This window comes from Streptomyces melanosporofaciens (assembly GCF_900105695.1).
Taxonomy (GTDB): domain Bacteria; phylum Actinomycetota; class Actinomycetes; order Streptomycetales; family Streptomycetaceae; genus Streptomyces; species Streptomyces antimycoticus.
In genome coordinates, this window is sequence record NZ_FNST01000001.1 from 57,356 (window position 1) to 83,165 (window position 25,810).

The following is a 25,810-nucleotide window of genomic DNA, read 5'->3' on the forward strand; positions in this document are numbered from 1 at the left end:
AGAGGTCAGATCAAATCGCATTCTGAAACGATCAGTAAAAGCCGGGGATTCCTACCACGGTCGGCTGACCGCCTCGGTGGGTTCCTGCTTCACCGCGCTGGGCCGGTACGAGTACCGGTCTTACCTGCGCTCGACAGGCTGACACCGCCAGTCCGGCGGCCTTGGCGACGTTGACCGCCGCGTTGATGTCCCGGTCGAGGACGGCTCCGCAGGCCCGGCATTCCCACACTCGAATGTGCAGGGGCTTGGGGCCGTCCTTGACGCCGCACTGCGAGCAGACCTGGGAGGTCGGCTCGAACCGTCCGATGCGGTGGAGGCCGCGGCCGAATTTCGCGGCCTTGTACTCCAGCATCGTCACGAACGCGGACCATCCCGCGTCGTGCACGGACTTGGCCAGGCGTGTACGGGCGAGTCCCTTCACCGCCAGGTCTTCCACTGCGACCGCTTGTTTATCGCGGATCAGCCGGGTGGAGAGCTGGTGGTGGAACTCACGTCGCGCGTCGGCCACCTGCGCGTGAGCGCGGGCGACCTTGAAGCGGGCCTTGTTCCGGTTGTTCGAGCCCTTCGCCTTGCGGCTGAGGGCCTGCTGTGCGCGCTTGAACTTTTTCTCGGCCCGGCGCAGGAAGCGAGGAGCGTCGATCTTCGTGCCGTCGGACAAGACCGCGAAATGCCCCAGCCCCAGGTCAATGCCGACAGCCCTGTCGCTCTCGGCTGAGGTGACGGGCTCGGTGGCCACAACGAAGCTCGCGAAGTACCTTCCGGCCGCGTCCTTGATCACGGTCACCGTGGAAGGGACCGAGGGAAGGCTGCGGGACCACTTCACCCGGACGTCCCCGATCTTCGGCAAGGACAGGTCCCCGCCGGCGGTGATCTTCCATCGGGCGTTCGCGGTGAACCGTACGGCCTGCCGGTTGTCCTTGCGGGACTTGAACCGGGGCGCGCCCATGCGCGGGCGCTTGCCCTTCAGCCCGTCGAAGAAGTTCCGGTATGCGGTGTCCAGGTCCCGCAGGGACTGCTGGAGCACAACAGCGGACACCTCGCCGAGCCACGCGCGCTCATCGGTGAGCTTGGCCTGGGTGATCAGCAGCTTGGACAGGTCCCCGGTCTTCGGGAACGCCTCGCCTGCGGCGCGGGCGGTCTCACGGGCGCGAAGCGCATGGTTGTAGACCACCCGCGCACACCCGAATGCCCTGGCCAGCGCCGCGCGCTGAGGACAGTTCGGGTACAGGCGGAAGCTGTACCTCAACTGCATGTCGATCACCCTAAGACAGTTGGGCTATGGCTGAGAATCAGAACATCCGTACTGGTCGGCACTGCACTTTCGCCCTCCACGCGCACTTGGTTCTTGTGACGAAGTACCGGCACAAGGTCTTCAAGGACACTCACCTGAGCGCATGGAGGAGATCAGGCGGGCCGTCTGCGCCGACTTCGAATGCGAGCCAATCGAGTTTAACGGCGAGAACAACCACGTCCACCTGCTCGTTCCGGTTCTCCCGGCACGCGGGAGCCGTCGCCGTTTCATGACGATGGTCCCTTTTCCTCGGAATGCCGGTAGGGAGCGAGGTGGTTGCGGGGGTCCCGCTTGAGCCGGTAGCCGCCGGGGACCGTCGGCAGCGGGTCCTCGGCCCGCATCTGCCACACGGCCAGCAGGGACAGCAGCCTGACCCGTTCGTCGGCGGCCGCCGGGTCCGACCAGCGGTCCACCAGCTCCAGCGGGTCCTCGCGCAGGTTGTACAGGCGGAAGTCCCCGACGATGTCGGCGTACAGGGTCCAGTCCCCGCTGCGGACCTTGCGGCGGCGCCCGCTCTGCGTGGCCGCGTTGAGCTCATCCCAGCGGGGCTCGCCGCCCGGTCCGTCGAAGATGAGCCCGGGCATCTGATCGGCCACGTCCTCGGGCCCGTACGGGAGTCCTCCCATGCCCTGCTCCACGTAGACGCTGCTGAACTCCTCCGCCGGACAGGGCCCTCCGGTCAGCAACGGCCACAGGCTGCGCCCCTGCACACCGTCGGGCAGCTCGCGTCCCATCGCCTCGCAGAGCGTCGGCATGAGGTCCGCGAGCGAGACGTGCTCCGGACGCGGCGCGCCGGAGGGCCGCACCGCGTCCCCGCTCACGACCAGGGGAACTCTGGCCAGGATGTCCGGGATCTCCGCGCCCTTGCGCACCAGTCCGTACTCGCCGACGAAGTCGCCGTGGTCCGCGGTGGCGACGACGACGCGTTCGCGTACGCGGTGCCGGGTCTCCAACCCCGCGAGCAGGCGCCGAAGTTCGTCGTCGATGAGCCGCAGCATGCCGAAGTAGTTGGCACGCGACGGGGCGATGGCTCCCTCGTAGTCGGCCACCGCGCGCTCGCCCAGGCCGCGCAGGTACTGCCAGGGGAAGGACTTCCCCTCCAGCACGTCGGCGCCGGTGCGGGTCGGGGGCAGCGACTCCTTCGGGAACAGTGAGAAGTAGGGCTCGGGCACCTGATACGGATTGTGCGGCTCGGGGATGGACACCGTCAGCAGGAACGGCCGGTCCTCGGGGACGGTGGCGGCCCAGGCGAGCGCTTCGTCGACGATGCGGTGCGGGTTCTGGACCTCGACCGGGAACGGCGTGGGCTCCTCGTGGGTACGGTGCCGCAGCGCCGCCAGCCACGTGTCGAACTCCTTGTGCAACGCCTTCGACGGAGCGGTCACTTGGCCGTCATGCATGAACTCGACCCAGTGGTCCACGGACGAGGCGTCGAGATAGGTGTGGTTCTTGCCGATCATCGCCGTGGCGTATCCGGCCGCGCGGGCCTCACCGAAGAGATCGGCGTCGCGGATCGCGAGCGGATGCGCCGGGTTCTGGGTGACGCGGTGCGCGCTGGGGAACCGTCCGGTCATCAGGCTGGTGCGCGCCGGGCAGCACAGCGGTGAGGTCGTGTAGGCACGGTCGAACCAGGCCCCGGAGCGTCCCAGCTCGTCGAGGAACGGCGTGGTGTCCAGCGGGAATCCCTCACGGGCGCTGACGTCGGCACGGTGCTGGTCGGTCAGGACGAGAACGAGGTCGGGCCGGCGGGGCGTGGTCACGCTCGAGTGGTCCTTTCGGCGAGGTCGGCGCCGTCGGTCGACGGGCCGTCGGTGGTACGGCGGTCGGCGCGGGAGATCCGCAGGCCGATGACGGCCGCGCAGGCCGCGCTGAACAGGACCGAGACGACCACGGCGAGGGCCAGCCACCACGGCGAGCCGTCGGACGCCACGAGCATGGCGTACGCGACCGGCGGGGTGAGGCCGCCGAGGATCGAGCCGACCTGGTAGACGAACGACACCGCCGTGTAGCGCACCTCGGTGGGGAACAGCTCGGCCAGGAACGTGCTCTGGACGGCGAATTGGGCCGAGTTGCACAGCCGGAAGAGCGTGATCCCCAGCACCATCCACAAGAGCGTCCCGGTCTGCAGCAGGGCGAACAGGGGGAAGGTGGTCACGGCCATCGACAGCACACTCCACACGAATGTGCGGCGCACCCCGTACCGGTCGCCGACCCTGCCGAGGTAGAGCATCAGCGGCAGGCAGATGATGCTCGGGATCATGGTTCCCACGATCCCGATGCTGTCGCTGCGGTGCAGATAGGTGACGATGTACGCCGTCACCACGGGCCCGACGACATTGCCGGTGATGGCGTCGGCCGCACGCGCGCCCAGCGCGAGGAGCAGCGGCGCCCAGTGGTTGCGCAGCAGCGTGATCAGCGGCGCCTTCGCCACCCCGCGCCTTTTCTGAAGGCGCGTGAAGTCCACGCTCTCGGCAAGGCGCGTGCGCACCACGAGGGTGTAGACGAGCAGGATTCCGCTGAGCAGGAAGGGGAGTCGCCACACCCAGTCCTCGTACTGCGTGTCCGAGGAGAGCCAGGTGCACAGCAGCACGAGCCCACTGCTGAAGATGCCGCCCACGGGATTGCCGAGCTGCGGGATGGAACCGAAGAAGCCGCGCCGTTCCTTGGGCACCGACTCGATCGTGGCGAGCGCGGCACCGGCGTACTCACCGCCGAGGCCGATGCCCTGCAGCACGCGCAGGAACAGCAGGATGACCGGGGCGGCCGCGCCGATCGTGGCGTAGCCGGGCAGCAGGCCGATCACGAACGTCGGGATGCCCATGAGCAGCATCGTGAGGATCAGGAGCTTCTTGCGGCCGACCCGGTCGCCGAAGTGCCCGAAGACCAGGCCGCCGATGGGCCGGGCGAAGAACCCGACGGCGGTCGTGGTGAGGGCCAGCAGGGAACCGATCGCGCTGCTCTGCGCGGGGAAGAAGACGTGGCCGAAGACAAGTGCCGCGGTGGTTCCGTAAAGCCCGAAGTCGAACCATTCGAAGGTCGAGCCGAGGAAGCTGGCGAGCACGGTACGACGCGCGGCGGGGGCGATCCGAGGCGGGTCTGGCCTTGGCATACAGCGGCTCCACTGAGGATCCCAACGGTTACGGTAACCGTTGCATTGCGTGGGACGTTAGGACCGCGCGATGTTCGCCGTCAATGACTAGGCGTGGGAAATTGTTGACTCGCGTTCGATAATGGTGAGCGGCACTTCGACGTGGCTCCGCGGGCGTGCGCCTTCCCGTACCCGCGCCGTGAGCTGGTCGAGAGCGCGCCGGGCCATCGTTGTGACATCCGCCTGAACGGTCGTCAGGCTGGGCGAGGAGTACTCCGCGTCCTCGTCGTTGCCGAACGCGACGACCTGGACCTGCCCCGGTACGTCCCGGCCCGCCCTGCGCAGCGCGTGCAACGCCCCGTGCGCGAGCGGCTCCTCCAGCGCCAGCACCGCGTCGAACGGTGTTTCGCTGCCCAGAAGCTGAGCCATCGCCGCCTGACCGTCGTCCCGGGAGGACCGCGGCGTCTCCAGGACGAGAGCCGGGACGAACTTCTGCCCCGCCGCCGTCAGCGCGCGCCGGTAACCGTCGGTGCGCAGTGCGGCCGCAGTGTCGCCGCCCGCCTTCCGCTCACCGCCCAGCAGCACGACGCGCGAGGCGCCACGGTCGAGCAGCAGCCGCACGGCGGCCTCGGCCGCGACGGTGTCCTGCGACGCGACGCTGTCGAAGGGGCCCTCCACCCGGCGCGATCCGAGCAGCACCGCGGGGCCGGGGGACGGCAGAGCCTTCAGCTCCCGCGCGGTGATCGCGGTCGGCATCAGCAGCACACCGTCCGAGAGGCCCCCGCGATTGCGCAGCACCTCCAGCTCCCGCTCGCGGTCGCCCCCGGTGGGCTCCATCACGACGCTGATGCCCTCGGCCTCCGCGAGATCGAAGACCGCGGCGGCCAGCGGCGCGCAGTAGCCGTACCCGAGGCCCGGCAGGGCGAGCGTCACCGTGTCCGTCGCCCTCGAATTGAGGCCGCGGGCCAGGGGGTTGGGGCGGTAGCCGAGCTCCTCGACCGCCACGCGCACGGCTCGGACGGTCGCCTCGTTCACCTGCCCGGTGGCATTGACGACGTTGGACACGGTCTTGACGGACACACCGACGGCGGCGGCCACGTCGCGCATGCGCACCACCGTCGGCCGACCACGGGAGGACTTGGGCTCATTCACTGGCAACGGCGCTCGACTCCCGTTCGACAAGGCGGAATCCGACCGTGTGGTGTCCCGGTTCGGGGAGCGCCGCGCCGGTCACCTGAGCCTGTGCGCGTTCCGCCAGGAGCGCGACGGCGTGGTGCGCCATCTCCTCCCGCCCCGGGTCGACGGTGCTGAGGGTGGGGGCGCAGTACCCGGCCTGCGCGACGTTGCCGAACCCGACCACGGCGATGTCCCCCGGCACGCTGCGCCCCGCGTCCCGCAGGCCGCGGAGCGCGCCCAGGGCGAGCGCGTCGCCGAGGGCGAACACGGCGTCCGCCTCCGGCGCCCGCTCGACAAGCGTGCGCACCGCCTCGGCGCCCGCCGCGAACGTGACGGTCTCCGTGCTCACCACCCGCCGGCGGCTCACCGGCAGCCCGGCGTCGCGCAGACCCGCGACATACCCGAGATAGCGCTCGTCGCTCTCGGCCGGCAGCGCCTCACCGGGGGCCAGGGCGGCGATGCGGCGCCGCCCGCCCGCGACCAGATGGGCCACGACCGTGCGCGCCGCCTCGAACTGGTCCGTGTCGAAGGAGTCGACGCCGCCCGCGGTGACCGACGCCGTGGCCACGACCAGCGGCTTCGTCACCGCCAACGCCCGCATGTCCTCCTGGCCGAGCGCGACGGGGACGAGCAGGATTCCGTCCACGTGCCGCAGGTAGGGGTCGTCGCAGACACCGCGCTCGCGCCGCACGTCGCCGTGCGTCTGCGTGATGCGCACGGACATCCCGTGCTCCTGGGCCTCGCGCAGCACGGAGTCGGCGAATTCGCGGAAGTACGGGACCGTGACACTCGGCAGGGCAAGCCCCATCACATGGGATCGTCCCGAACGCAGCCGCCGCGCGGCCAGGTTGGGGCGGTATCCGAGCTCGTCGATCGCGTCCCGCACCCGCTGCCGGGTCTGCTCCCGGACGTTCCCGCGGCCGCGCACCACGCTCGACACCGTGCTCGCCGAGACACCGGCGAGAGCGGCCACGTCACGCAAGGTCGCGGAACCGCGCGTCGCGGAGTCCGCACCCGCGCCAGAAAGCCGTCCGCGCACAGCTCACCAAGCCCCTTCCACCACGACGGGATTCTAGCCCGCGCCCGCCGCGGCGCCCGGCCTCAGCCCCGCCGCCCACCAGCCCTGGGGTCGGTCAACAGATAATCTGGAGTGATGGATCATGCTCGAGTGATGCGTCGCCATGAACTGTCCGACGCCGAGTGAGAGTTCATCCGGCCGCTGCTGCCTGTGGCGATGCGAGGTCAAAAGTGGTTGGGCGAGCTCGGCGAGCAGTTCGGCCATCTCCCGGGCCACCGGCTGTTCGGGCGACCCGCCGCACGCCTCAGGGGGACCGTCGTTCCCGCAGATCGCTCGCCTTGACCCCGAGCAGCAGCAGGACGACGGCGAGCAGCACGATACCGGCGCTGATCTGCAGGCCGAGGGCAAGGCTGCCGGTGCCGGCCTGGATGAAGCCGAGCAGGGACGGGGAGGCGGCAGCGGCGAACGAGCCCATCGAGGTGACGAAGGCGATTCCGGTGGCTGCCGCGCGTTCTCCCAGGTAGATGGAGGGAATCGAGTAGAAGACGGTAAGGCCGGAGTAGTGTGCCGCGGCGAGGATCGCCAGCAGCGCCACGACGACGAAGACGCTGCCGCTGGACACCGAGAGCGCCACCATCGCGAGGGCGGCGACGGTCCAGCTGAGAGCCGTGTGCCAGCGACGTTCGAGAGTGCGGTCGGAGTGCCGCCCCACGATCAGCATGACCACGATGCCGAGCAGGGGCGGCAGGGCGGAGAAGAGCCCGAGGTCGAGGACGTCGCCGACGCCCGCCTCCGCGATGATCCGAGGCGTCCAGAACGACACGGCGTTGGCCAGGGTGTAGGCGCCGCAGGCACACAGACCGATGATCCACACCTTGGGGTCTCGCAGCGCGAGGCGCAGACCGCCGTGCCCGCCGCCGGCCGCCTCTTCTTCGCTCTTGCGCCGCTGGTCCGCGTCGAGGTCCGCGCGTACGGCCGCTCGCTGCGCGGGGGTCAGCCACCGCGCCTGTCCGGGTTCGTCGACGAGCCGCAGGAGGACGACGCCGGCGAGCACGATCGGGGGAATGCCCTCGATGAGGAACAGCCACTGCCAGTCGGCGAAGCCGGCCACGCCGCCGAAGCTGTGCATGATGCTGCCGGACATGAGGGAGCCGAGGATGCCGGAGATGGGCACGCCCGCGAAGAACACCGCGGTCATGCGGGTACGCCGGGCGGAGGGGAACCAGCGGGACAGGAAGTAGAGCGCCCCGGGGAAGAAGCCGGCCTCGGCGACACCGAGGAGGAACCGGGCGATATAGAAGGTGATCTCGTTGTGGACGAGTGATGTGGCGATGGTGACGGCACCCCAGGACGCCATGATGCGCACGAGTGTCTTACGGGCGCCGATCCGGGCGAGCAGGGTGCTGCTCGGCACCTCGAAGAGGATGAAGCCGACGAAGAAGAGGGTCACGCCCAGGCCGTAGACGGCGGAGCCGAAGCCGAGGTCGCGCTCGAGGCCCTGCTGGGCGATGCCGATGTTGGTGCGGTCGATGAAGCTGACGACGTAGCAGATGACCAGGAGCGGCATGAGGCGCCAGGCGATGGTGCGGTAGGTCGCGGTGCGGTCGACCGAGGAAGTATCGGCGGCGTCGGCTTCCTGGGATCCGGAGAGGGTTGAAGGGTCGGCCACGACGTACGACTCCTTTGCTGAGAGGGGCTGCGTCGCCGGGGCGGCGGGCGGTGCGAGTTTCCGTCGCTCGCGTTGATAAAGTCAACACTTGTGGCGGAGATACCATGCCACCCATGGTGAAACGTGAGGGTGGCGGAGACCTGGTGCCGATCTCCGAACTGTTGTCCTATCGGCTGTCGCGTACATCGTCGGCGCTGTCGCGCAGCGCGGCCCTGAGGTACCGCCGCGAGTTCGACGTCAGCCTCGGTGAGTGGCGGACGATCGCACTGATCGCGGCGGATCCGACCCTGACCCTCAATCGCCTGGCCCGGCGGGCGGGGCTGGATAAAGCACAGGTGAGCCGGGTAGTGCGGGGGTTGGTGGAGCGGGGCTTGGTCGGCCGCACCGAAGGATCGGGGCGCAGCCGCCAACTGGCTCTCACCGAGGCCGGGGTGACGGTGTACCGGGGTCTGATCGCGGCGGCGAACGAGCGGGACGCGACCTTCGCGGAGGTCCTCTCCGGCGAGGAGGTGCGGGTGCTGGGGCGTGCCCTGGAGAAGCTCACCGATCTCGCGCTGTCCCTGGAACGGCGGGAGCGAGATCAGCTCGACGACGACTGAGTGTTGACTTTATCAACATGGCGGCGGTAGTTGTGGTGGAGTCATCCATGAGGAGGTGGCTCGATGACCGACGCGGTCACGATCTGCGAATGCTTCGCCCGGGACGGGCTGCAGCACGAACCCACGTTCGTGCCCACCGAAACCAAGATCGCCCTACTGGAGGCATTCGCCGACGCCGGCTTCCGCCGCATCGAAGCGACTGGCTATAGCCATCCGCGGTGGGTTCCCGCCTTCGCCGACGCGAGCCATGTGCTGGCGGGCGTCACCCACCGCCCCGGTGTGGCGTTCAAGGCGACGTGTCCCAACCCGCGGGCCGTCGAGCGCGCCCTGGCCGACCTCGAACGCGGCGCGGGCGCCGAGGAGTTGAGCCTGCTGGTGTCGGCCAGTGAGAGCCACACGCGGAAGAACCTGCGCACCACGCGGGAGCACCAGTGGGAACGGGTCACCGAGATGGTCGCGCTCGCCGGCGACCGGTTCCGGCTGATCGGGGTGGTGTCCGTCGCGTTCGGCTGTCCCTTCGAAGGCCCCGTCGACCCGGGCCGGGTCGCCGAGGACGTCGCCCGCTTCGTCGACCTCGGCGCGGATGCCGTCACCCTGGGCGACACCACGGGCGTCGCCACCCCCGCGGCCGTCACCGGCCTCTTCGCCCGGCTGGACCGGGCCCACCCCGGGCTGCCGATCGTCGCCCACTTCCACAACACCCGCGGAACGGCCATCGCCAACGCGGTCGCCGCCCTGGACGCGGGCTGCCGCCACTTCGACAGCGCCCTGGGCGGCGTCGGCGGCCATCCGTCGCGGATCGGCTATGGAGCCGGCCTCACCGGAAACGTCTGCACCGAGGACCTGGTGAGCCTGTTCGACGCGATGGGAGCCGACACCGGCATCGACCTCGACGCGCTCGCCGCCGCGTCCCGGGCTTGCGAGGAGGCCCTGGGCCGGCCCCTGCACAGCATGGTGGCCCGCGCAGGCTTCGCCCGCTCCGCGGCCGCCGCCTGACCCGCCCCACCGCACGCTTCCCCATCCCACCCCCCGAGGAGAACCTTCCGTGACCGTCATGACCAGCGGGCAGTCGGCCGACACGGGCGAAGCGGCCGCCGATGTGCTGCTCGTCGAGGACCGCGGCCCGGTCCGCGTCCTCATCCTCAACCGCCCCGACAAGCTCAACGCGCTGAACACCGCGCTCACCCGGGCGCTGAGCACCGCGCTCACCGCGGCCGAGGACGACCGCGAAGTCCGCGCCGTCGTCCTCACCGGCGCCGGCCGCGGCTTCTGTTCGGGCGCCGACCTGTCGGAGTTCTCCACCCTCACCCCCGACGAGCCGGATGCCGTCCTGGAGCGGGCGGCGCTCACCGCGCACCTGCAGACGCAGATGCAGCGGATGGGCACACCGGTCGTCTCCGCGGTGCGCGGCGCCGCGGTGGGCGGTGGCGCCGGGCTCGCCATCGGCGCCGACATGGCCATAGCCGGCACGGACCTGAAGTTCGGCTACCCCGAACTGCGACACTCGATCGTGCCCGCCCTGGTCATGACCGGGCTCCAGCGCCACCTCGGCCGCAAGCTCGCCTTCGAGCTGATCAGCACGGGCCGGCTGCTCTCGGCCTCCGAGGCCGCGGCACACGGCCTGGTGAACCGTGTCGTCGAGCCGGACCAGGTGGTCGAGGCCGCGCTCGGCACAGCCGAGCGGTGGGCCGCCGTGGAGTCCCGCGCCATCCACGCGGCCAAGGACCTCTTCTACCGCGTCGCCGATCTGCCGACCGAGGCCGCGATGCGGGCCGGCCAGGACGTCAACGCACTGATGCGGGGGTTCCGCCGGTGAGCGCGCACCCCACGCCCGGCCCGCTCGGCGGCATCACCGTCCTCGACTTCTCGCGGGTCCTGGCCGCCCCGATGGCCACCCAGGTTCTCGCCGAGCTGGGAGCCACCGTCATCAAGGTCGAACGCCCCGGCCGCGGCGACGAGACCCGTGGCTTCGAGCCCCGTCTGCCGCACGGCGAGAGCGCCTACTTCTTCGCGTTCAACCGCGGCAAACGCTCGATCACCCTCGACCTCAAGGACCCCCGCGGCCAGGACCTCGCGCGCCGCCTCGCCACCGGCGCCGACGTCGTCGTCGAGAACTTCCTGCCCGGCGCCATGGAACGGATGGGACTGGGATACGACCGGCTCGCCGCGGACAACCCGGCCCTGGTGTACGTGTCCGCCACCGGCTTCGGGCAGAGCGGCCCCGACCGCACCCGCAAGGGCTACGACACCGTCTTCCAGGCGCTGTCCGGCGTCATGGCGGTGACCGGGGAACCGGACGGCCCGCCCAGCAAGGCCGGGATCCCGGTGGCGGACATGACCTCTGGGCTGTGGGTCGCCATCGCCGCGCTCACCGGTCTGGCCGGGCGTGCCGCTTCCGGCCACGGCCGCCACTACGACGTCTCCATGATGGACGTCCAGCTCAGTCTGCAGGCACTCAACGCGGCCCGGCTGTTCGCCCTGGACGAGGACCCGGTGCGCACCGGCACCCAGCACCCCGGCCGGGTCCCGTCCGCCGCGTTCCAGACGGCCGACGGCGGCTGGCTGCACATCAGCGGCAGCGACCAGCACTGGGCATCGCTGTGCGCCGCCCTCGGTCTTGACGACCTCGCCGCCGATCCCGGTCTGCGGCACAACGCGGGGCGCGTCGCCGGGCGCGACCGCGTGATGACCGCCCTGCGGACGGCGATCGCCGGACGGGACCGCGATCCGCTGCTCAAGGAGTTGCGCGCCGCCGACATCCCGGCCGGCGAGGTGCGCGGCGTCCGCGAGGCCCTGGCCGACCCGCACGCGCGGGCGCGGGACGTCGTCGCGGAGTTCGAGCATCCCACCGAGGGCACCTTCCGCGCCCTGCGCACCCCGCTGCGGGAGACCACCGGCGCGCCGCCGCCCACCGACGCCCCGCCGCTGCTGGGCGCCGACACCGAGGCGGTGCTCACGGAACTCGCCGGGCTCGACCGCGGCGAGATCGAGGACCTGCGGGCCTCGGGGTGATCTGAAATGTCCGGGACCGACGAGCCGACTCCCGCGGACCCGCGAGTGCGCTGTGCGGTGGCTGACGGGATCGCCCGTGTCGAACTGGCCCGGCCCCGGGCCCGTAACGCCGTCGATCTGCCGATGTGCAGGCAGCTGCGGTCGGTCTTCGAGGAGCTCGACGCCGACGACTCCGTCCGCGTGGTGCTGCTGTCCGCGCAGGGTCCCGCGTTCTGCGCCGGGGCGGACCTCAAGGAGCGGGCCGGCCGGGACGCCGCCTGGGTCCGCCGCAGGCGTATCGCCTCGTTCGCCGCCTACGACGCGATCGAACGGTGCCGCCGCCCGGTCGTCGCACTCGTGCACGGCGCGGTCGTGGGATCCGGCGGAGAGATCACCCTGGCCGCGGACTTCGCCATCGCCGCCGAGGGCACCACTTTCCGCTTCCCGGAGCCGCACTGGGGCACGGTGGGCGCCACCCAGCGGCTGCAGCGCGTCATCGGCAGGCGCCGCGCGAAGGAACTCCTGTTCACCGGCCGTCCCATGCCCGCCACCGAGGCCCTCGACCTGGGTGTCGTCTGCCAGGTGGTGCCCGAGGAGCGGCTGGCGCGGACCGGCGCGGAGATCGCCGGCACTGTCGCGAAGGCTCCGCCCCTGGCGATCGAGCTGACGAAACGGGCCGTCGACCTGGGGGGCGAGACGGACCTCGATCGCGGCATCAGGATCGAGATGGCGGCGATCGAGCAGTGCCTCACCGACGACGGCTGGCGCGACGGCGTCGACCGGTTCACCCGCCGTGGCGCCGACAAAGCGACCACCACCGACGAGGAGAAGCGATGAACCTCAGGACGGCATGCCCCCTGACCGCCCACGAGGCGCTGGAACGGGCCGCGTTGCTCGCCCCCGACGTGGAGGCCGTGGTCACCGCCGAGGAGCGGATCACCTATGGTGAACTCGCCGCCGAGGTCGCCCGGATCCGGGCCGCCCTGACCAACGCCGGCATCGGCCGCGGCGACCGGATCGGCCTCTGCCTCGGCAACGGGCCGCGCTGGGTCGCCCTGTTCGTCGCCCTGGGCTCGGTCGGCGCGGTGACCATCCCCGTCAACACCCGGTACACCGCTGACGAGATACACCACACCCTCGCCCACGCCAGGGTCTCCGTGCTGTTCGTCGCCGACCGCGTCCTGCGCGTCGACTTCTGCGCCATCCTGCGCGAGCTCGGCATCGGCGAGGACTCCACGGCCACCTGCCGCGGCCTGCCCGACCTGGAGAGAGTCGTCGTGTGCGGGAAGGAGGTGCCGGAGTGGGCGACGGCGTGGCCGCAGTTCCTGGACGGGGTCACCGGCGAGGTCCCCGCGACCGGCACCCCCGATGACATCCTGCTGGTCCAGTACACCTCCGGCACGACATCCCACCCCAAGGGCGTGCTGCTCACCCAGCGCAGCATGTGCGCCGACGCGTTCTTCTCCGGTGCGCGCCTTGGCCTGCGCCCCGGCGACCGCTTCCACAGCGCCCGGCCCTTCTTCCACGTCGCCGGCAGCACCCTGTCCGTACTGGCGTCCATCCAGCACGCCGCGACCCTGGTGACCATGGCGCGCTTCGAACCGGCCGAAGCGCTGCGGCTGTTGGAGAGCGAACGCTGCACACACTTCTCCGGCAACGACACCATCGCGCTGATGCTGCTCAACCACCCCGACCGCGCACACCGCACGCTGCACCTGCGGGGCGCGTGGGTCGCGGCCTCTCCCACCGTCATCCGCCGAGTGATCGACGAGCTGGGTGCCACCGAGTGCGTCGCCGGATACGGCCTGTCCGAAGCCTCGCCCAATGTCGCCCAGTCCTGCTGGTGGGAGGACGACCAGATCAGGGCGTCCGGTGCGATGCTGGTGGAGCCTGGCGTCGAGGTGCGCATCCGCGCCGCGGACGACACCCGCGACTGCGGTCCCGGCGAGCCGGGCTCGATCCTGGTGCGCGGCTGGAATGTCATGCGGGGCTATCTGGACGCGCCGGAGGTGACCGCCGCCGCCATCGACCCCGACGGCTGGCTGGCCACCGGTGACGTCGGCGCGCTCGACGCCACGGGCCGGCTGCACTTCGTGGGTCGCACCAAGGACATCATCCGGGTCGGCGGCGAGAACGTCGCACCGGCCGACGTGGAGAACACCTTGCACCGGCATCCGCGGGTGCGGCATGCCGTCGTGGTCGGTGTCCCCGACGAGCGGCTGGTCGAGGTGGTCTTCGCGTTCGTCGTCCTCACCGAACCGGGCACCACCGAGGACGAACTGATCGCCTGGGCGCGCACCCGCATGGCCGGGTTCAAGGTCCCCCGCCATCTGCGCATCGTCGAAGGGTTCGAGGACATCGGCATGACCGCCAGCTCCAAGGTGCAGAAGAACCGGCTCGCCGCCCACGCGCGCGGGCTGCTCGCGCGGCGGGACGACGAGGTGCCGGCATGACCGGCGTGAGCCGTATCCCCACCCCCGTCACCCGTCTGCTCGGCATCGACCTTCCGGTCGTTCAGGCCGGCATGTCCTGGGCCTCCTCGTGCTCGGCCCTGCCGCTGACGGTCAGCGAGGCCGGTGGCCTCGGGGTCGTCGCCGCGGGGCCCATGCGCCTGGACGACCTGGCCCGTACCCTCGACGAGATGGCCGCGGGCACCGACCGCCCGTGGGCGGTCAACCTTCCGATCAACCGGGCGGGAGCCGATGACGTCATCGATCTGCTCCTCGCCCGTCGGCCGCCCGTACTGATCGCCTCGCAGGGCGGACCGCGCCGCTACCTGGAGCGCTTCCGTGCCATCGGCACCGTCTGCCTGCATGTCGTCGCCGGTGTCGAGCACGCCCGCAAGGCCGCCGACGCGGGCGTCGACGGGCTCGTCGTCGTCGGCGCGGAGGCCGGCGGGCACCCGCCGCCCTCGATGGTCACCACGCAGGTCCTCATCCGGGCCGTGGTCTCGGCCGTTCCCGAAACCCCGGTGATCGCCTCCGGCGGGATCGCGGACGGCTCCGGACTGGCCGCGATGCTCGCTCTGGGCGCGGGGGCCGCCCAGTTCGGCACCCGTTTCCTGGCCACTCGGGAAGCCACCGTTCACCCCGACTACCAGGCCGCCGTTCTCGCCGCCGGTGTCGACGGCACCCGCACCGTCGGACATGGCCTCGGCGTCATCCGCGCCCTGGAGAACGAGTTCACCGCGCGCATGCGCCGCCTTGAGGAATCCGGTGCCGAAATCGACGTGCGGCGCAAGGAGTTCCAGGCCGCCACCCTCAGGGACGCCGCCCTGTACGGCCGGGTTCTGGAAGGCAAGGTGGAGGCGGGCCAGTCTGCGGGACTCATCGACACGGTGCTCCCCGCGGCCGCTGTCGTGGAGCGCATCGTCGCCGAGTACCGGGCCGCGCTCACCCGCCTGCCGCTGCCGGTCGTCGCCGAGCCGCCTGACCTGTGAGACGACGTCGTGGCGGAGCCTGACGCACCGTACGCGAGATGTGACGGAGGTCAACTTCACTCCGGGTAGCAGATATTGCGCTTCCTGTTAGATGATTGACGCGTCAAGGGAATCCGTTGGTCGGTCGCTGTGGAGTGCTTCATCGTTCCGTAGCGTCGGCGCCGGAGACGTTCGCAAAGGAGCGCACGCATGACCATTCGCAGCAACAGACGCCTCGGCGGTGCCGTCCTTGCCCTCTTTGGGGCTGCATTGCTGGTGGGCGCGGCCCTCGCCCAGCCTGCCGCCGCGACCGATATCCCTTGGGGCAAGGCCGGGTTCTATACCGGGAAAGACCTCACCGGCACGGTGTACCCCATCGCGGCCACCGACACCGAATGCCAGACCCTCCCGGAGCCTGCGCTTTCCGTGGCCAACTTCGCCTTCGCCGAGGTCAAGGTGTATTTCCGCGAGAACTGCGAGACCGGTTCCCCCAGTGAGCCCGGCGACCTGTACTCGAACGTCACCGGCCTGCATTGGGGGAACTTGCCTTACCCGGCCGTGAGTTACCGGGTCGTCCCCACTTACCCTCCGGCTTCCCCTGAGTGACTGTCCGCTGTTCCGTCAACGCGGCGAGATCGCCGAGGCCTCGGGGGTGGAGCGGCAGGAGAAGTAGGTGGACGGTGTCGAGGTCGGCCGGGGCAACGTGGCCGCCCGCGGCAGCGGTGTGGCGCGGCGCGCTGCGGACCAGAAGCTGAGCGGGAGGGCGTGGCAGCCCGGTCGCGGGGCCGGGTCACCGCCGAGCTTCGCCCGGGCGCGGACACCCGCAGGTTAGGCACGCCCGGGTCCTCAACGCACCGCTCACCTTCGAAGCCCCGTCGGCCGCAGGTTGGCGACGACGGTGACTACCGTGGCGACCGAGCTTCAGGGCTTCCGGCAACTCCGCCGGAGGCCCCTTCCGCTACGCGCGTGAGATTCGGTGGCCTACCAGGCGCTCGCGCCGCCGTCGACTGCGTAGTTGGCGCCCGTGATGTACGACGCGCGGTCGGAGGCGAGGAAGGTGGCGAGCTCGACGATTTCCTCGTGCTGGGCGAAGCGCTTGAGGAGACGTCGCCAGATCAAGGACACCATTCCCGAGCCCCGAGATCAGCGGGCCCACCGCAAAAGACGCGGCAGCAGGGGCGGACGGCCTGCCGGCTTCGACAAGACGATCTACAAACGCAGGAACGAAGTGGAGCGGACGAGCGATGCGTTGGGAGGACTTCACGTCTCGGCGCGGCGGAACCTACGGTTTGTGGGTTACCCAGAGCAGTTCCGCCGGCCAGCGGTGTGCCCAGTCGGGTGGGTCGGTTTCGTTGTAGCCGTTGGGTGTTCCGCGTTCGGGCCGCGGCTCGATGAGGTCGTCGATGATGAGACCCGCGCCGCGCAGGACCTTGACCCAGTCGCCGTAGGTGAGCTGATAGCTGGTCGCGCCGTTGTCTTCGGCGATGGTGTTCAGCCCGAAGTAGTCCTGCTGCAGCGTCGTGGTCACGCGGCTGGCGGCTTCGTCATAACAAGCTTCGAACCATGGGCTGGCGACGTTGAACACCAGGCGCCCGCCTCGGCCCAAGACGCGTGCGGCCTGCGGGACGGCCAGGTGCGGGGGCGCCCAGCTGAGCCCACCGAAGTCGCAGAACACCAGGTCGAAGCTGTCGGCGGCGAAGGGGAGTTGTTCGGCGGCGCCTTGCACCAGCGGGTAGCGGTCCGCTCCCATCGCGCGGGCCGCTGCGGCGAGTTGGGCTTCGGACAGGTCGAGTCCGACCACGGTGGCGCCCTCGGCGGCGAGCGCCCTGGACCACTGGCCGGCGCCGCAGCCGAGTTCGAGGACGCGCTTGCCGGTGACGTCGCCCAGGGCGTGCAGGTGCGCGTCGGGGATGGAGTACATGCCCCACAGCCGGGGTGTGGCGCCGATTTGCGGGTCGTGCTTGTGCTGGTAGGCGCTGCTGATCTGGTTCCAGAGCCGCCGGTTGGCGGGGATGCTGTCCACGTGCCGACTCCAGCACTGCCTGCCGGGGGCGGTCAACACGATGAGGGCACTGGTCGGCCCTCGCCTCGGTCCGGCCCTGGCTCGGCCCATGATCCGCCGGACGAGCCTAGGGGTTGCGGGCAGCGCGTCTGCGCCGGTGCGGCCCTCGACGTCTGGCGGGGCGGCATATATCACGGTCCGCCGTGCCGGTGCCTCCCGTCTTTCCGCGGGTGTCTGCGGCGGGTCGGCGCGGACGGTTGTGAGACCGGCCTGGACCGGCCGGTCGATGTCACCGGTCGCGTCGGCTGCGGTATGTGGTGCGGCGCGGCCGGGAATCCCGCCGGACCGCAGCGCGGTCCGGGGTGGGCGTCAGGCGGTGGTGGGTGGCAGGGGTTCCGACGCGTCTCACTTGAGTTGCTTGGCGACTGTCTCCAGTAGCTCGTCGGAGAAGTCTTGGTCGGCCACGGCCCGGGATATGAGCACGGCGCCGACCAGAGCGCTGAGGGTGAGCATTGCCTCCGCCCGGGCATCCGCGGCGTCGTCGTCCAGGCCGGCGATCAGCTCCAGGTACGTGCGGACCTGCTTTTCATAGGACTCTTTGAAGTGCTGGTCGCCGCGTCCGGCGGCGGCTCCGAGGGAGACGAGCGCGCAGCCGGTGGCCGGTCCGTCGCGGTGCCGCTTCGCGAGGTAGCCGTCGATGAGACCGGCCCGTGCGTCCTGATCGTTCTTCCGGGCGGACCGCTCCATCTTCGCCGAGCCCTCGGCCAGGGCGACGGCGGCGGCCTGGGCGATCAGATCGTCGCGTGAGTCGAAGTGTTTGTAGAAGCCGCCATGGGTGAGCCCGGCCTCCTTCATGAGGTCCGCGATGCCGGGGCGGCTGACGCCTTCGGCGCGGACCTTGCGCGACGCGATCCGCAGCACCCGTTCGCGGCTCGCCACCTTCTCCGCCTGTGAGTGGCCCATGCCGGCCCTGCCTTCCGTGGGGCGGCGCAGTGCAACCACCGCGCATCTGGATGATGTGCATCATACACCCTGGTCTCGTAGGGGAGATTCGGTGCTGTTGTTTTGACTTTCAGGATGACCGACGTAATCTTCAATCTGGATGTTATTCGTCATCCAGATTGGAATGGAACCCGTGCACCAGACCTGTGACCCCCGCCATACGGCCGTTTTGCTGGTCGACCCCTACAACGACTTCTTGTCCGAGGGCGGCAAGATCTGGCCGCGTTTGGAGCCCATAGCGGAGGAGGTGGGCCTGCTGCACCACCTGCGCTCCGTGGTCACCGCCGCCCGCGAGAGCGGTGTCCGCGTGGTGTTCGTTCCCCACCGTCGCTGGGAACCGGGTGACTACCAGACGTGGGATCACCCCAACCCCACCCAGCGCGCCATCATGGAGCGGCACAGTTTCGCTCGCGGTACCTGGGGCGGGGAGTTCCACGCCGATTTCCGGCCGAGGCCCGGCGACATCGTGGTGCAGGAGCACTGGGCACAGAGCGGTTTTGCCAACACCGACCTTGACTTCCAGCTCAAGCAGCACGGCATCACCCACGTCGTGATGATCGGCCTGCTGGCGAACACCTGCATCGAGTCCACCGGGCGCTTTGCCATGGAGCTCGGCTACCACGTGACGCTGGTCCGTGACGCCACCGCGGCGCTCCTGCCCGAGATGATGCACGCCGCGCACGAGCTGAACGGCCCCACCTACGCCCACGCCATCACCACCACCGACGAGCTCACCGCCGGTTTCAAGGGAGCGCACGCATGACACTGACCGGAGAGCTGCTGCTCGGAGCGGCAGGTGTGCCCGCCACCGCGGGGACGATGAAGGCGCTCAACCCCGCCACCGGAGAACTCATCGAGCCGGAGTTCGCTTTCGGCGGCGCGGCCGAGGTCGACCGTGCGGTCCGCCTCGCGGACGATGCCTTGGACTCTTACAGCCACACCGGGCCTGCCGAGCGGGCGGCATTCCTCGACCTCATCGCGGACAAGCTCGAGGCCGTCAAGGACGAACTCGCCGCGCGGACCGCGTTGGAGACCGGCCTGCCCGCCGCCCAGTTCGAGGGCGAGGCGATACGGACCGCCGGTGTGTTCCGCAAGTTCGCCACCGTTGTCCGTCAGGGCCGCTTCCTCCAGGTGGCCATCGACACCGCACAGCCGGATCGCCGGCCCGCACCGCGCATGGATCACCGGCTGCTGAAGGTGGCCCTGGGGCCCGTGGCGATCTTCGGCGCCAGCAACTTCCCGATCTCCTACTCAGCGGCGGGTGGCGACACCGCCTCGGCCCTGGCGGCAGGCTGCCCCGTCGTCGTCAAGGCCCACAACGCCCACCCCGGCGCGTCCGAGATCCAGGGCCGTGTCATCCAGGAGGCCGTGGCCGAGGCGGGACTGCACGAAGGTGTTTTCTCCCTCGTCCGTGGCGCCGGCAACGAGATCGGTGAGGCCCTGGTGGACCATCCCCTGGTCCGGGCGGTCACTTTCACCGGCTCCGAGGGCGGCGGCATGGCCCTCTACCGCCGGGCTCAGCGGCGCCCCGACCCCATCCCCGTGTTCACCGAGATGACCAGCGTCAACCCGACCTTCGTACTGCCCGCCGCCCTCGCGGCCCGCGGCGCGGAGATCGGCGGGGGCCTGGTCCAGCGCGCCATGTACAACGTCGGGCAGGCATGCTTGAAGCCCGCCATCCTCCTCGCCGTCGACGGACCCGGTTTCCAGGAACTGCGTGACGCGGCGATCGCCGAGGTGGAGAAGGTGGCCGCACGGACCATGCTCACACCCGGCATCCACGACTCCTACACCCGCAACGTACAGCGTATGCAGGGCGAGGGCGCCACTCTGATCGGCGCGGGACCGGCCCCGGCCCACGGAGGGGACGGGCAGTCCCTGCTGTACGAGGTCACCGGTGAGCAACTGCTGGCCGCTCCCGCCCTGCGCGAAGAAGTCTTCGGCCCCGCGATCCTGCTGGTCAGACTGACCGGCTCGGATCAGCTGCTCGGGACGGCCCGCGCCTTCCGCGGACAACTCTCGGCGACCGTGCATGCCGAGGCCGCCGACCGCCCCGGCGTCGAACAGCTCCTGCCGATCCTGGAGCGCCGAACCGGACGCATCGTGTTCAACGCCTTTTCGATCCCGCAGGAGGTCTCCTACGCCTCCACCCATGGCGGCCCGTTCCCGGCCTCCTCCGACAGTCGCTTCACCTCCGTGGGCATGCGCGCGATCGAGCGGTTCGTACGCCCGATCACCTACCAGAACTTTCCTGACGAACTGCTGCCGCAGCCACTGCGCGAGGCGAACCCGCTCCACCTGTGGCGGCTCGTCGACGGAGAGCTCACCCAGCACTGACCCTGGTCACGGGCCCCGTAGGCTCTCCCGGACGGGGCCCGTTCGCTCTCCTGGAACGAAGGGAGCCGCTTTTCCATGACCATTGCCGGCCAACCGGCCGCGGGGCATGAACGCGAGGCCCGCGAAGAGGTCCGCAAGAAGCTGCTCGGCGCATGGCACCTCGTGTCCTACACCACGACGAGCACCGACGGGGAGGTCATCCACCCCCTCGGCCCCACCCCCTACGGCTTGATCGTCTACACCCCTCAGGGATATATGTCCGCCCAGCTGGGGCGCGGCGACCGCCCGCCCATGAGATCGGCACGTCTCGAGGACGCGTCGGCCGGTGAACTCGCCCGGGCAGCGGTCGGCTACGTTGCCTACGGCGGGCCGTTCGAGGTCATCGATCCCACAACCGTCGAACACCACGTCACCACCAGCCTCTTCCCGAACTGGATCGGACGGTCCCAGGTCCGGAAAGTGGGCTTCGAAGGCTCACTCCTCACGCTCGGCGTCGCCACTCCCACCCGCCTGTGGGGTGCGGAACGCACAGCCGAACTCACCTGGAGCAGGTCGGACTGACCATCGTGGGCAGCGTCCGCCACAGCGGCCCAGTGACTTCGTGGGCCGGCTGCCCGGCCGAGTCCTGGACGTCTCCGCCGCGGATGCGGTCCTCCCGAAGCTGGTCCGGTCCGACCTGGCCGTCGAGCACACCGCGACTGAACGCTTGAGTACCAGAGACCCACCACTGCCACGAAAGAGGCAACCACGACGGTGCACAGCTCGATCCGGCGCGCCCAGTCCAGAGCCCCCGGGGCGTTCCTCAGCAGCAGGGCCCGGGCGGCGAGGCGGGTGGTGCGGCGTGAGCGCGGGCGATGGGACCGTCTACCGAGGGATCAGTGCCGGAAGGCGTCCCTGATCTTCGAACCGGACTGCTTGGTGTTGCCCTTCACCTTGTCGCCGTGCCCTTCCGCCTGCATGCGGCGGTTACCGGTGACCCGGCCGAGCGCCTTTTTGGCGCTGCCTCGGACCGCTTCGGCCGTGTGGGCCATCTTCTTCCCGACATTCATGAGCCACTGCCTTCCTATCGATGGGCGGTGCGGTGCCCGAAGAGATGCGGTCGGCCATGGCGCCGAGTGCCGCGGGCGGACTCGTCGTCCGCGGGCTCGTGTCTGCCAGCCACCTCATCGCGCTCCCGGTCGACCGGGGCGGCCTTCCGGCGGTGCCGTGTGAGCCCGTGGCGCGCGGCGTGCCTGCGGCGCACGGCGGCCATCATCAGGCTCAGCCCGAGCAGGGCGGCGGCCCCGATCACGATCCCGGAGAGAAACACCGTTCCGGTGTAGCCGGCGCCGTTGAAACCGAACACGGAGAAGCCATCGGTGAGCGCGTGCCCACCGCCGAGGTTGGCCAGCACGCCTACCACGCCGATGACAGCCGCCGCGGCCAGGATGATGAGCCCTATGAGCAGCATGTCGCTCTCCTTGCCTTGAGAACCCATGTGTCAAATGAACAGTTGCGGTCCACACCCGTCTCGCCGTCGTCCGCGGTCGGCACCCGGGCAGCGGCATCGACCCGTACCCGCCGAAGTACCCACCCGCCCAAGGGCCATAGGCCGGACCGGCGTCCCCATAGGGGCGGCGTTCGCCGCCGACCCAGACGGGGCGGGTGTCCGGGCGGCCCGCCCGTGCCGCGGATGCTGCCTGCCGGCTCGCGCGCCTGCCCGGCGCTCAGTGCGCCGGACGCGCGATCCACGTGGACGAGGCTGCTCCGCAGCGCTTGGGCGATCTTGTTCACGCTGGTTTCAGCGTGAGCGGTACTCCCGGGCGTGAGGGGTGCCGCCGCCAGAGGGACGAGTACGGCCGGCGCGAGTGTGACCGGGCGCCACGGTTTGGTGGTCACGAGCTTGGTTTACCCGCGATCGGGGTGTACCTCACATATTGGTAGATTCTGGTGTGTGCCCGCGTCGCCACATCACGTCGCCCCGGGCGGCTGTAACTACTACGTCCGTGCTGGTCACGCAGCGTGTCGGTACTCGTGCAGGAGGCCGCCGAGGGCGATCGCGCCGATGGACATGGTGATGGGAGGGCTGGTCGGGGGCGGCGATCGGTTCGGGTAGGGGGCGAAGTGGCGCGTCGCCCGCGAGAGTGCGGTGAGGTCTGTGCTCGTTGGAGAACGCCTCGTACTCGCGCAGTGTGTGGAGGAGATGGCGGCTGAGTGACCCAGTCGGCGGTGGGGTGTGCCGTCGCGCCGAGGAACCGCGCGCGGCGGGTGGCGTGCTCGATCACCGCGAGGAGGAAGCGCAGGGAGCCCATCCGGCATCCCAGCGTCATGGTGAGGCTTCTCGCCTGGTGGACAGTCCACTTTTGGCGCGAGCGCGTACAGCGGGTCCGGGGTCAGGAGCGGGTCGAGCCCTTGAGCAAGGTGGATCAGCCTTCCGGGATCGAGGTTGAGCGCGGGCCGGAGTCGGAACCGTCCGGGAGCACACCGAGGTCGGGAGTCGCGAGCGCGTGGCGCAGCAGCGGCGGCGCGAGCAGCCCGCACGGTTCGGGCCCGGCGCGGAGCCCGGTCCCGGCGTAGTAGCGGTTGGCCGCCGACGGCGCGACCCGGACGCGGAGTTCGTTCATCCCGGGCCGTAGGGCGTCGGCGGGGATCGTGACGCGGTACGGCGCCCAGGCGCGCGCCCCCGCACGCACGCCGTTCACGGACACGATCACAGCTCCGGCGACAGCCGGGAACGTCAGCTCCAGGGGGACCGGCGCGTCGAGCTCGATCTGCCGCACATAGTCGGCGGTGCCCGCGAACGCCGGAAGGCCCTGGCGCTCCCAGCCGCACGTCACCGCGATGTCACGGCGGGTGCCCGCCTCCTCGTACGCGTCCTCGGCGACCTCGAGCAGCCAGCCGGACTCAAGCGCCTCCGGCGCCGACCATTCCGGTGTGCCGTGACCGGCCGCCGCCTCGGAGTCTTCCGTGACATCCGGCGAGCCCGAAGCGGGCTCTGCGCCCCGGTACACACGCAACAGGCGCAATGCGTTCTGCTCCAGCCGCAGCGCGACCGGGCTCTCGGCCGCTTCGAGGGTGCGCACGGTACCGTCGGCGGCCTCCCACTCCTCGATATGCCAGGACCCGTCGGGCAGCAGGAGCTCCACTGTGCCCTCGGTCTCGGTGAAGCACGCGAAACGGAAGCCGTCGGCCGCGTCCGGGCCGCCGCGCCAGCGCACCGCCGAGCCGGCGGGGACGCGCAGAGTCGGTTCGGCCCGCCCACGCTGCGCGACGAGCCCGCGCAGGACCGCCTCCTCGGGGACCGCGGCGAACACCTCCGCGGCGGGGGCGAGGTCCGCCCAGTCCTCGGCGGCGGTCTGCGGGCCCACCTGGTAGACGGTGGGCGTCGCACCGCCGGCCAGCACCCGTACCCCCGATTCGGCCATGCGGCGAAGTCGGCGCAGCGACGCGGCCGAGCGCAGCGTTGTCACGGCGGGAAGCACGAGCGCCCGGTACCGGCGGTCCCCGAAGCACACCGCGCCCTCCTCCACAGCGGCCGCGTCGAGATCGCGTTCGTCCACGAGGTGGAAGCCCACCCGGGCTTCGGTGAGCGCGCGGGCCCACTCACCCATCGCCGACGCCTGCTCGCCGAGCTGACCCGCGGTCCACACCGTGCGCAACGGGTACAGGAGGGCCACGTCGTTCTGTGGTGACACCGGTTCGAGGAATTCGCTCAGCCGCGCGCTCTCCAGCGCGAACCGCGGGTGATGGTCGGTGAACCACGGTTCGAAATTGATGCCAGGGGGGAAGTCGAAGCGCGGATTCCGCAGCGACTCGTGATCGTCTCCATGGCCGTGTGTCTGGTAGAAGCCATGGAAGATCATCTGTCGCATGCCCTGCAGATGGTGGTTGATCGCCGTGGTGCGCAACTCCTGCAGGGTCAGCCCCCAGTGGCCGGACCACGGGGTCCCGCCTTCGGGCGGGGTGACGAAGTACTGCTCGACCATCGTCCCGCCGCGGCCGTGGTGGCGGGCGACCGAGTCGCCGAACACGGGGCTGAGCTGCACCAGGGCGTCCTGCGCGTCCACCGCGGTGAGGTCGCGGTAGCCGTCCACACCGAAGTGGTCGAGTCCGAAGTTCACGCGCAGGTCCCAGTTCGCGAACGCGGTGTCCAGCCCCCAGCCGCCGACGTGCCCGAGGACTTCATGGCCGGACTGACGCAGGCCGTGGGCGTGGCTCCAGGCGCGCAGCTTGCCGAGGAAGGTCTCCATCGCGTAGCCGCTGAAGTGCTCGTAGAACTGGGCGCGGAGGCTCAGCCGCTCCGGGTCGTCCCCGTCGAGCACGGCGGCGAGCACCTGGGGGGTCCGCCCGCCCCAGCGCTCTCGGATCGAGACGGCCAGGCTCTCGTGGAACGGCATCGCCGAACGCAGGTCTCCTGTGCGCTCCGCCCAGTCGTAGTACACGGCGTGCGGCTGGTCGAAGAACATGTAGGCGACGGTGGAGCCGAAGAAGTCGCCCAGGGCATCGGCGAAGGGCTGGTAGCCGGCCTCGATGAAGCGATCGACCGCGACCGGGTCGACGGGGTTCACCAGCCGGGAGGTCGCGCAGCGGGCGGAGACGAACACGATCGCCTCCGCGCCCTCGGGCACGGGCTCGACGAGGCGGACACGGCACCTGTCGGCGGCGCCGTCCACCCGGTCGACGAGTTCGGGCCGCTCGGCGGCCGCGCCCTGCTCCCCATCCACGACGAGCGCGTATTCGAGCCGCCAGTCGGCCCAGTCGACGACGCCGCCCTCGTAGTGCCAGTCCATCGCGGCCGGGCCGAGGTTCTCCGTCGCCGAGCGGATCCCGCTGAGCGAGCCGTCGCCCGCGCCCGCGGGGATCCGTACCCAGAACAGGTGCCGTTCGCGCAGTTCGTCGTGGCCGGTCACGGCCCGGCCCGCGGCGTGACCGGTCTGCCAGTTGTAGTCGTCATAGATGCCGACGACCATGCCGAGCTCGGCGGCCGTCCCGACCGCAGCACGGCACGCGGCGAGGTAGTCGTCGTCCAGGTAGTCCTCGATCGGGTACGACAACCGTGCCTGCACCTGGAAGCTCCGGATCCCGGCGTCGTACATCTGCCGCACCTGGGCGCGGATCGTGTCCGTGCCGGGGAGTCGATGCCAGAACCAGTAGGCGGCGGGCGCATGCCACGGGTCCGGGTTCCGGAATCGCCCCAGCGCGGTCTCATGTGCGGACAAGGGTGTCAGCTCCTCGATCGG

Annotated in this window: 24 protein-coding genes and 2 pseudogenes; 13 read left to right on the forward strand and 13 right to left on the reverse strand. The window is 70.5% G+C overall.

Features of this window, described 5'->3' with window-relative positions:
• Positions 1 to 31 precede the first annotated feature (31 nt).
• On the reverse strand, positions 32 to 1,252 hold the full coding sequence (locus BLV72_RS00285) for an RNA-guided endonuclease InsQ/TnpB family protein (protein WP_093459980.1): 1,221 nt from the start codon (positions 1,250 to 1,252) through the stop codon (positions 32 to 34).
• A gap of 142 nt (positions 1,253 to 1,394) precedes the next feature.
• On the opposite strand from BLV72_RS00285, the gene BLV72_RS49155 reads away from it, so the two are divergent.
• Positions 1,395 to 1,586, forward strand: coding sequence for a transposase (locus BLV72_RS49155; RefSeq protein ID WP_244320525.1), 192 nt, complete (start codon positions 1,395 to 1,397; stop codon positions 1,584 to 1,586).
• Here the strand turns inward: BLV72_RS49155 and BLV72_RS00295 are convergent.
• From BLV72_RS00295 to BLV72_RS00315, 5 genes are all read right to left on the reverse strand, one after another.
• Positions 1,519 to 3,051 (reverse strand): sulfatase-like hydrolase/transferase, encoded by a 1,533-nt coding sequence (locus tag BLV72_RS00295; RefSeq protein WP_093459461.1) that lies wholly within the window; start codon positions 3,049 to 3,051, stop codon positions 1,519 to 1,521. The two genes, BLV72_RS49155 and BLV72_RS00295, sit on opposite strands and share 68 nt — an antisense overlap.
• The gene (locus BLV72_RS00300) at positions 3,048 to 4,400 is read right to left on the reverse strand and encodes an MFS transporter (RefSeq protein WP_093459462.1); all 1,353 of its coding nucleotides are present in this window, start codon (positions 4,398 to 4,400) and stop codon (positions 3,048 to 3,050) included. Before BLV72_RS00300 ends, BLV72_RS00295 begins: the two co-directional genes overlap by 4 nt.
• Positions 4,401 to 4,487: 87 nt before the next feature.
• On the reverse strand, positions 4,488 to 5,486 hold the full coding sequence (locus BLV72_RS00305; RefSeq protein WP_143059710.1) for a LacI family DNA-binding transcriptional regulator: 999 nt from the start codon (positions 5,484 to 5,486) through the stop codon (positions 4,488 to 4,490).
• A gap of 37 nt (positions 5,487 to 5,523) precedes the next feature.
• Entirely contained in the window at positions 5,524 to 6,528 is a 1,005-nt protein-coding gene (locus tag BLV72_RS00310) for a LacI family DNA-binding transcriptional regulator (RefSeq protein WP_167746223.1), read from the reverse strand.
• Positions 6,529 to 6,877: 349 nt separating this feature from the next.
• Positions 6,878 to 8,242 (reverse strand): MFS transporter, encoded by a 1,365-nt coding sequence (locus BLV72_RS00315; protein ID WP_208905422.1) that lies wholly within the window; start codon positions 8,240 to 8,242, stop codon positions 6,878 to 6,880.
• A gap of 113 nt (positions 8,243 to 8,355) precedes the next feature.
• Between BLV72_RS00315 and BLV72_RS00320 the strand changes: the two genes are divergently transcribed.
• The 8 genes from BLV72_RS00320 to BLV72_RS00355 all read left to right on the forward strand — a co-directional run bounded on the left by BLV72_RS00320 (position 8,356) and on the right by BLV72_RS00355 (position 15,856).
• Positions 8,356 to 8,841, forward strand: a complete 486-nt coding sequence (locus BLV72_RS00320) for a MarR family winged helix-turn-helix transcriptional regulator (RefSeq protein ID WP_093459467.1) — start codon at positions 8,356 to 8,358, stop codon at positions 8,839 to 8,841.
• A 63-nt stretch (positions 8,842 to 8,904) separates the two neighbouring features.
• Positions 8,905 to 9,837: a hydroxymethylglutaryl-CoA lyase gene (locus BLV72_RS00325; RefSeq protein WP_093459468.1), complete on the forward strand. Its 933-nt coding sequence runs from the start codon at positions 8,905 to 8,907 to the stop codon at positions 9,835 to 9,837.
• Positions 9,838 to 9,895: 58 nt separating this feature from the next.
• The gene (locus BLV72_RS00330) at positions 9,896 to 10,657 is read left to right on the forward strand and encodes an enoyl-CoA hydratase/isomerase family protein (protein ID WP_093459983.1); all 762 of its coding nucleotides are present in this window, start codon (positions 9,896 to 9,898) and stop codon (positions 10,655 to 10,657) included.
• Entirely contained in the window at positions 10,654 to 11,853 is a 1,200-nt protein-coding gene (locus BLV72_RS00335; protein WP_093459470.1) for a CaiB/BaiF CoA transferase family protein, read from the forward strand. Before BLV72_RS00330 ends, BLV72_RS00335 begins: the two co-directional genes overlap by 4 nt.
• Before the next feature lie 6 nt (positions 11,854 to 11,859).
• On the forward strand, positions 11,860 to 12,669 hold the full coding sequence (locus tag BLV72_RS00340; RefSeq protein ID WP_093459471.1) for an enoyl-CoA hydratase/isomerase family protein: 810 nt from the start codon (positions 11,860 to 11,862) through the stop codon (positions 12,667 to 12,669).
• Positions 12,666 to 14,285: an AMP-binding protein gene (locus BLV72_RS00345; RefSeq protein WP_093459473.1), complete on the forward strand. Its 1,620-nt coding sequence runs from the start codon at positions 12,666 to 12,668 to the stop codon at positions 14,283 to 14,285. The genes BLV72_RS00340 and BLV72_RS00345 overlap by 4 nt, the downstream gene beginning before the upstream one ends.
• Positions 14,282 to 15,271: an NAD(P)H-dependent flavin oxidoreductase gene (locus BLV72_RS00350; protein ID WP_093459474.1), complete on the forward strand. Its 990-nt coding sequence runs from the start codon at positions 14,282 to 14,284 to the stop codon at positions 15,269 to 15,271. The genes BLV72_RS00345 and BLV72_RS00350 overlap by 4 nt, the downstream gene beginning before the upstream one ends.
• 189 nt (positions 15,272 to 15,460) lie before the next feature.
• Positions 15,461 to 15,856, forward strand: a complete 396-nt coding sequence (locus BLV72_RS00355; RefSeq protein WP_208905428.1) for a hypothetical protein — start codon at positions 15,461 to 15,463, stop codon at positions 15,854 to 15,856.
• Positions 15,857 to 16,231: 375 nt separating this feature from the next.
• Here the strand turns inward: BLV72_RS00355 and BLV72_RS00360 are convergent, their stop codons facing one another.
• Positions 16,232 to 16,378 carry an SDR family oxidoreductase gene (locus BLV72_RS00360; protein ID WP_093459476.1) on the reverse strand — a complete coding sequence of 49 codons (147 nt, stop codon included), beginning with the start codon at positions 16,376 to 16,378 and terminating at the stop codon, positions 16,232 to 16,234.
• Here BLV72_RS00360 and BLV72_RS48580 point away from each other — a divergent pair.
• Positions 16,341 to 16,529, forward strand: a pseudogene (locus tag BLV72_RS48580) (IS5/IS1182 family transposase); the annotation flags it as partial. The gene BLV72_RS00360 and the pseudogene BLV72_RS48580 sit on opposite strands and share 38 nt — an antisense overlap.
• Before the next feature lie 3 nt (positions 16,530 to 16,532).
• On the opposite strand, the gene BLV72_RS00370 reads toward BLV72_RS48580, so the two are convergent.
• Both BLV72_RS00370 and BLV72_RS00375 read right to left on the reverse strand, forming a co-directional pair.
• A complete protein-coding gene (locus tag BLV72_RS00370) occupies positions 16,533 to 17,273 on the reverse strand; it encodes a class I SAM-dependent methyltransferase (RefSeq protein ID WP_093459477.1) in 741 nt (246 codons plus the stop codon).
• Positions 17,274 to 17,657: 384 nt separating this feature from the next.
• A complete protein-coding gene (locus BLV72_RS00375) occupies positions 17,658 to 18,215 on the reverse strand; it encodes a TetR/AcrR family transcriptional regulator (RefSeq protein WP_093459479.1) in 558 nt (185 codons plus the stop codon).
• Positions 18,216 to 18,387: 172 nt separating this feature from the next.
• Here BLV72_RS00375 and BLV72_RS00380 point away from each other — a divergent pair, with 172 nt between their 5' ends.
• From BLV72_RS00380 to BLV72_RS00390, 3 genes are all read left to right on the forward strand, one after another.
• On the forward strand, positions 18,388 to 19,017 hold the full coding sequence (locus BLV72_RS00380; RefSeq protein WP_244320527.1) for a cysteine hydrolase family protein: 630 nt from the start codon (positions 18,388 to 18,390) through the stop codon (positions 19,015 to 19,017).
• Positions 19,014 to 20,591, forward strand: coding sequence for an aldehyde dehydrogenase (NADP(+)) (locus BLV72_RS00385; protein ID WP_093459482.1), 1,578 nt, complete (start codon positions 19,014 to 19,016; stop codon positions 20,589 to 20,591). Before BLV72_RS00380 ends, BLV72_RS00385 begins: the two co-directional genes overlap by 4 nt.
• Positions 20,592 to 20,666: 75 nt before the next feature.
• Positions 20,667 to 21,152 (forward strand): lipocalin-like domain-containing protein, encoded by a 486-nt coding sequence (locus tag BLV72_RS00390; RefSeq protein WP_093459483.1) that lies wholly within the window; start codon positions 20,667 to 20,669, stop codon positions 21,150 to 21,152.
• 314 nt (positions 21,153 to 21,466) lie between these two features.
• On the opposite strand, the gene BLV72_RS00395 is transcribed toward BLV72_RS00390, so the two are convergent.
• The 4 genes and pseudogenes from BLV72_RS00395 to BLV72_RS00410 all read right to left on the reverse strand — a co-directional run bounded on the left by BLV72_RS00395 (position 21,467) and on the right by BLV72_RS00410 (position 25,789).
• The gene (locus BLV72_RS00395) at positions 21,467 to 21,640 is read right to left on the reverse strand and encodes a CsbD family protein (RefSeq protein WP_093459485.1); all 174 of its coding nucleotides are present in this window, start codon (positions 21,638 to 21,640) and stop codon (positions 21,467 to 21,469) included.
• A gap of 14 nt (positions 21,641 to 21,654) precedes the next feature.
• Positions 21,655 to 22,041, reverse strand: coding sequence for a hypothetical protein (locus BLV72_RS00400; RefSeq protein WP_093459486.1), 387 nt, complete (start codon positions 22,039 to 22,041; stop codon positions 21,655 to 21,657).
• 542 nt (positions 22,042 to 22,583) lie between these two features.
• A pseudogene (locus BLV72_RS52455) lies at positions 22,584 to 22,879 on the reverse strand (hypothetical protein); the annotation flags it as partial.
• A gap of 117 nt (positions 22,880 to 22,996) precedes the next feature.
• A complete protein-coding gene (locus BLV72_RS00410; RefSeq protein ID WP_093459488.1) occupies positions 22,997 to 25,789 on the reverse strand; it encodes a hypothetical protein in 2,793 nt (930 codons plus the stop codon).
• Positions 25,790 to 25,810 lie beyond the last annotated feature (21 nt).

Bases quoted from the DNA above. Each gene is read 5' to 3' on its own strand.
- BLV72_RS00285 (WP_093459980.1), bottom strand. From the start codon at position 1,252: ATGCAGTTGAGGTACAGCTTCCGCCTGTACCCGAACTGTCCTCAGCGC.
- BLV72_RS49155 (WP_244320525.1), top strand. From the start codon at position 1,395: ATGGAGGAGATCAGGCGGGCCGTCTGCGCCGACTTCGAATGCGAGCCA.
- BLV72_RS00300 (WP_093459462.1), bottom strand. From the start codon at position 4,400: ATGCCAAGGCCAGACCCGCCTCGGATCGCCCCCGCCGCGCGTCGTACC.
- BLV72_RS00305 (WP_143059710.1), bottom strand. From the start codon at position 5,486: ATGCGCGACGTGGCCGCCGCCGTCGGTGTGTCCGTCAAGACCGTGTCC.
- BLV72_RS00320 (WP_093459467.1), top strand. From the start codon at position 8,356: ATGGTGAAACGTGAGGGTGGCGGAGACCTGGTGCCGATCTCCGAACTG.
- BLV72_RS00325 (WP_093459468.1), top strand. From the start codon at position 8,905: ATGACCGACGCGGTCACGATCTGCGAATGCTTCGCCCGGGACGGGCTG.
- BLV72_RS00330 (WP_093459983.1), top strand. From the start codon at position 9,896: ATGACCAGCGGGCAGTCGGCCGACACGGGCGAAGCGGCCGCCGATGTG.
- BLV72_RS00340 (WP_093459471.1), top strand. From the start codon at position 11,860: ATGTCCGGGACCGACGAGCCGACTCCCGCGGACCCGCGAGTGCGCTGT.
- BLV72_RS00345 (WP_093459473.1), top strand. From the start codon at position 12,666: ATGAACCTCAGGACGGCATGCCCCCTGACCGCCCACGAGGCGCTGGAA.
- BLV72_RS00350 (WP_093459474.1), top strand. From the start codon at position 14,282: ATGACCGGCGTGAGCCGTATCCCCACCCCCGTCACCCGTCTGCTCGGC.
- BLV72_RS00355 (WP_208905428.1), top strand. From the start codon at position 15,461: ATGACCATTCGCAGCAACAGACGCCTCGGCGGTGCCGTCCTTGCCCTC.
- BLV72_RS00360 (WP_093459476.1), bottom strand. From the start codon at position 16,378: ATGGTGTCCTTGATCTGGCGACGTCTCCTCAAGCGCTTCGCCCAGCAC.
- BLV72_RS00375 (WP_093459479.1), bottom strand. From the start codon at position 18,215: ATGGGCCACTCACAGGCGGAGAAGGTGGCGAGCCGCGAACGGGTGCTG.
- BLV72_RS00385 (WP_093459482.1), top strand. From the start codon at position 19,014: ATGACACTGACCGGAGAGCTGCTGCTCGGAGCGGCAGGTGTGCCCGCC.
- BLV72_RS00390 (WP_093459483.1), top strand. From the start codon at position 20,667: ATGACCATTGCCGGCCAACCGGCCGCGGGGCATGAACGCGAGGCCCGC.
- BLV72_RS00395 (WP_093459485.1), bottom strand. From the start codon at position 21,640: ATGAATGTCGGGAAGAAGATGGCCCACACGGCCGAAGCGGTCCGAGGC.
- BLV72_RS00400 (WP_093459486.1), bottom strand. From the start codon at position 22,041: ATGCTGCTCATAGGGCTCATCATCCTGGCCGCGGCGGCTGTCATCGGC.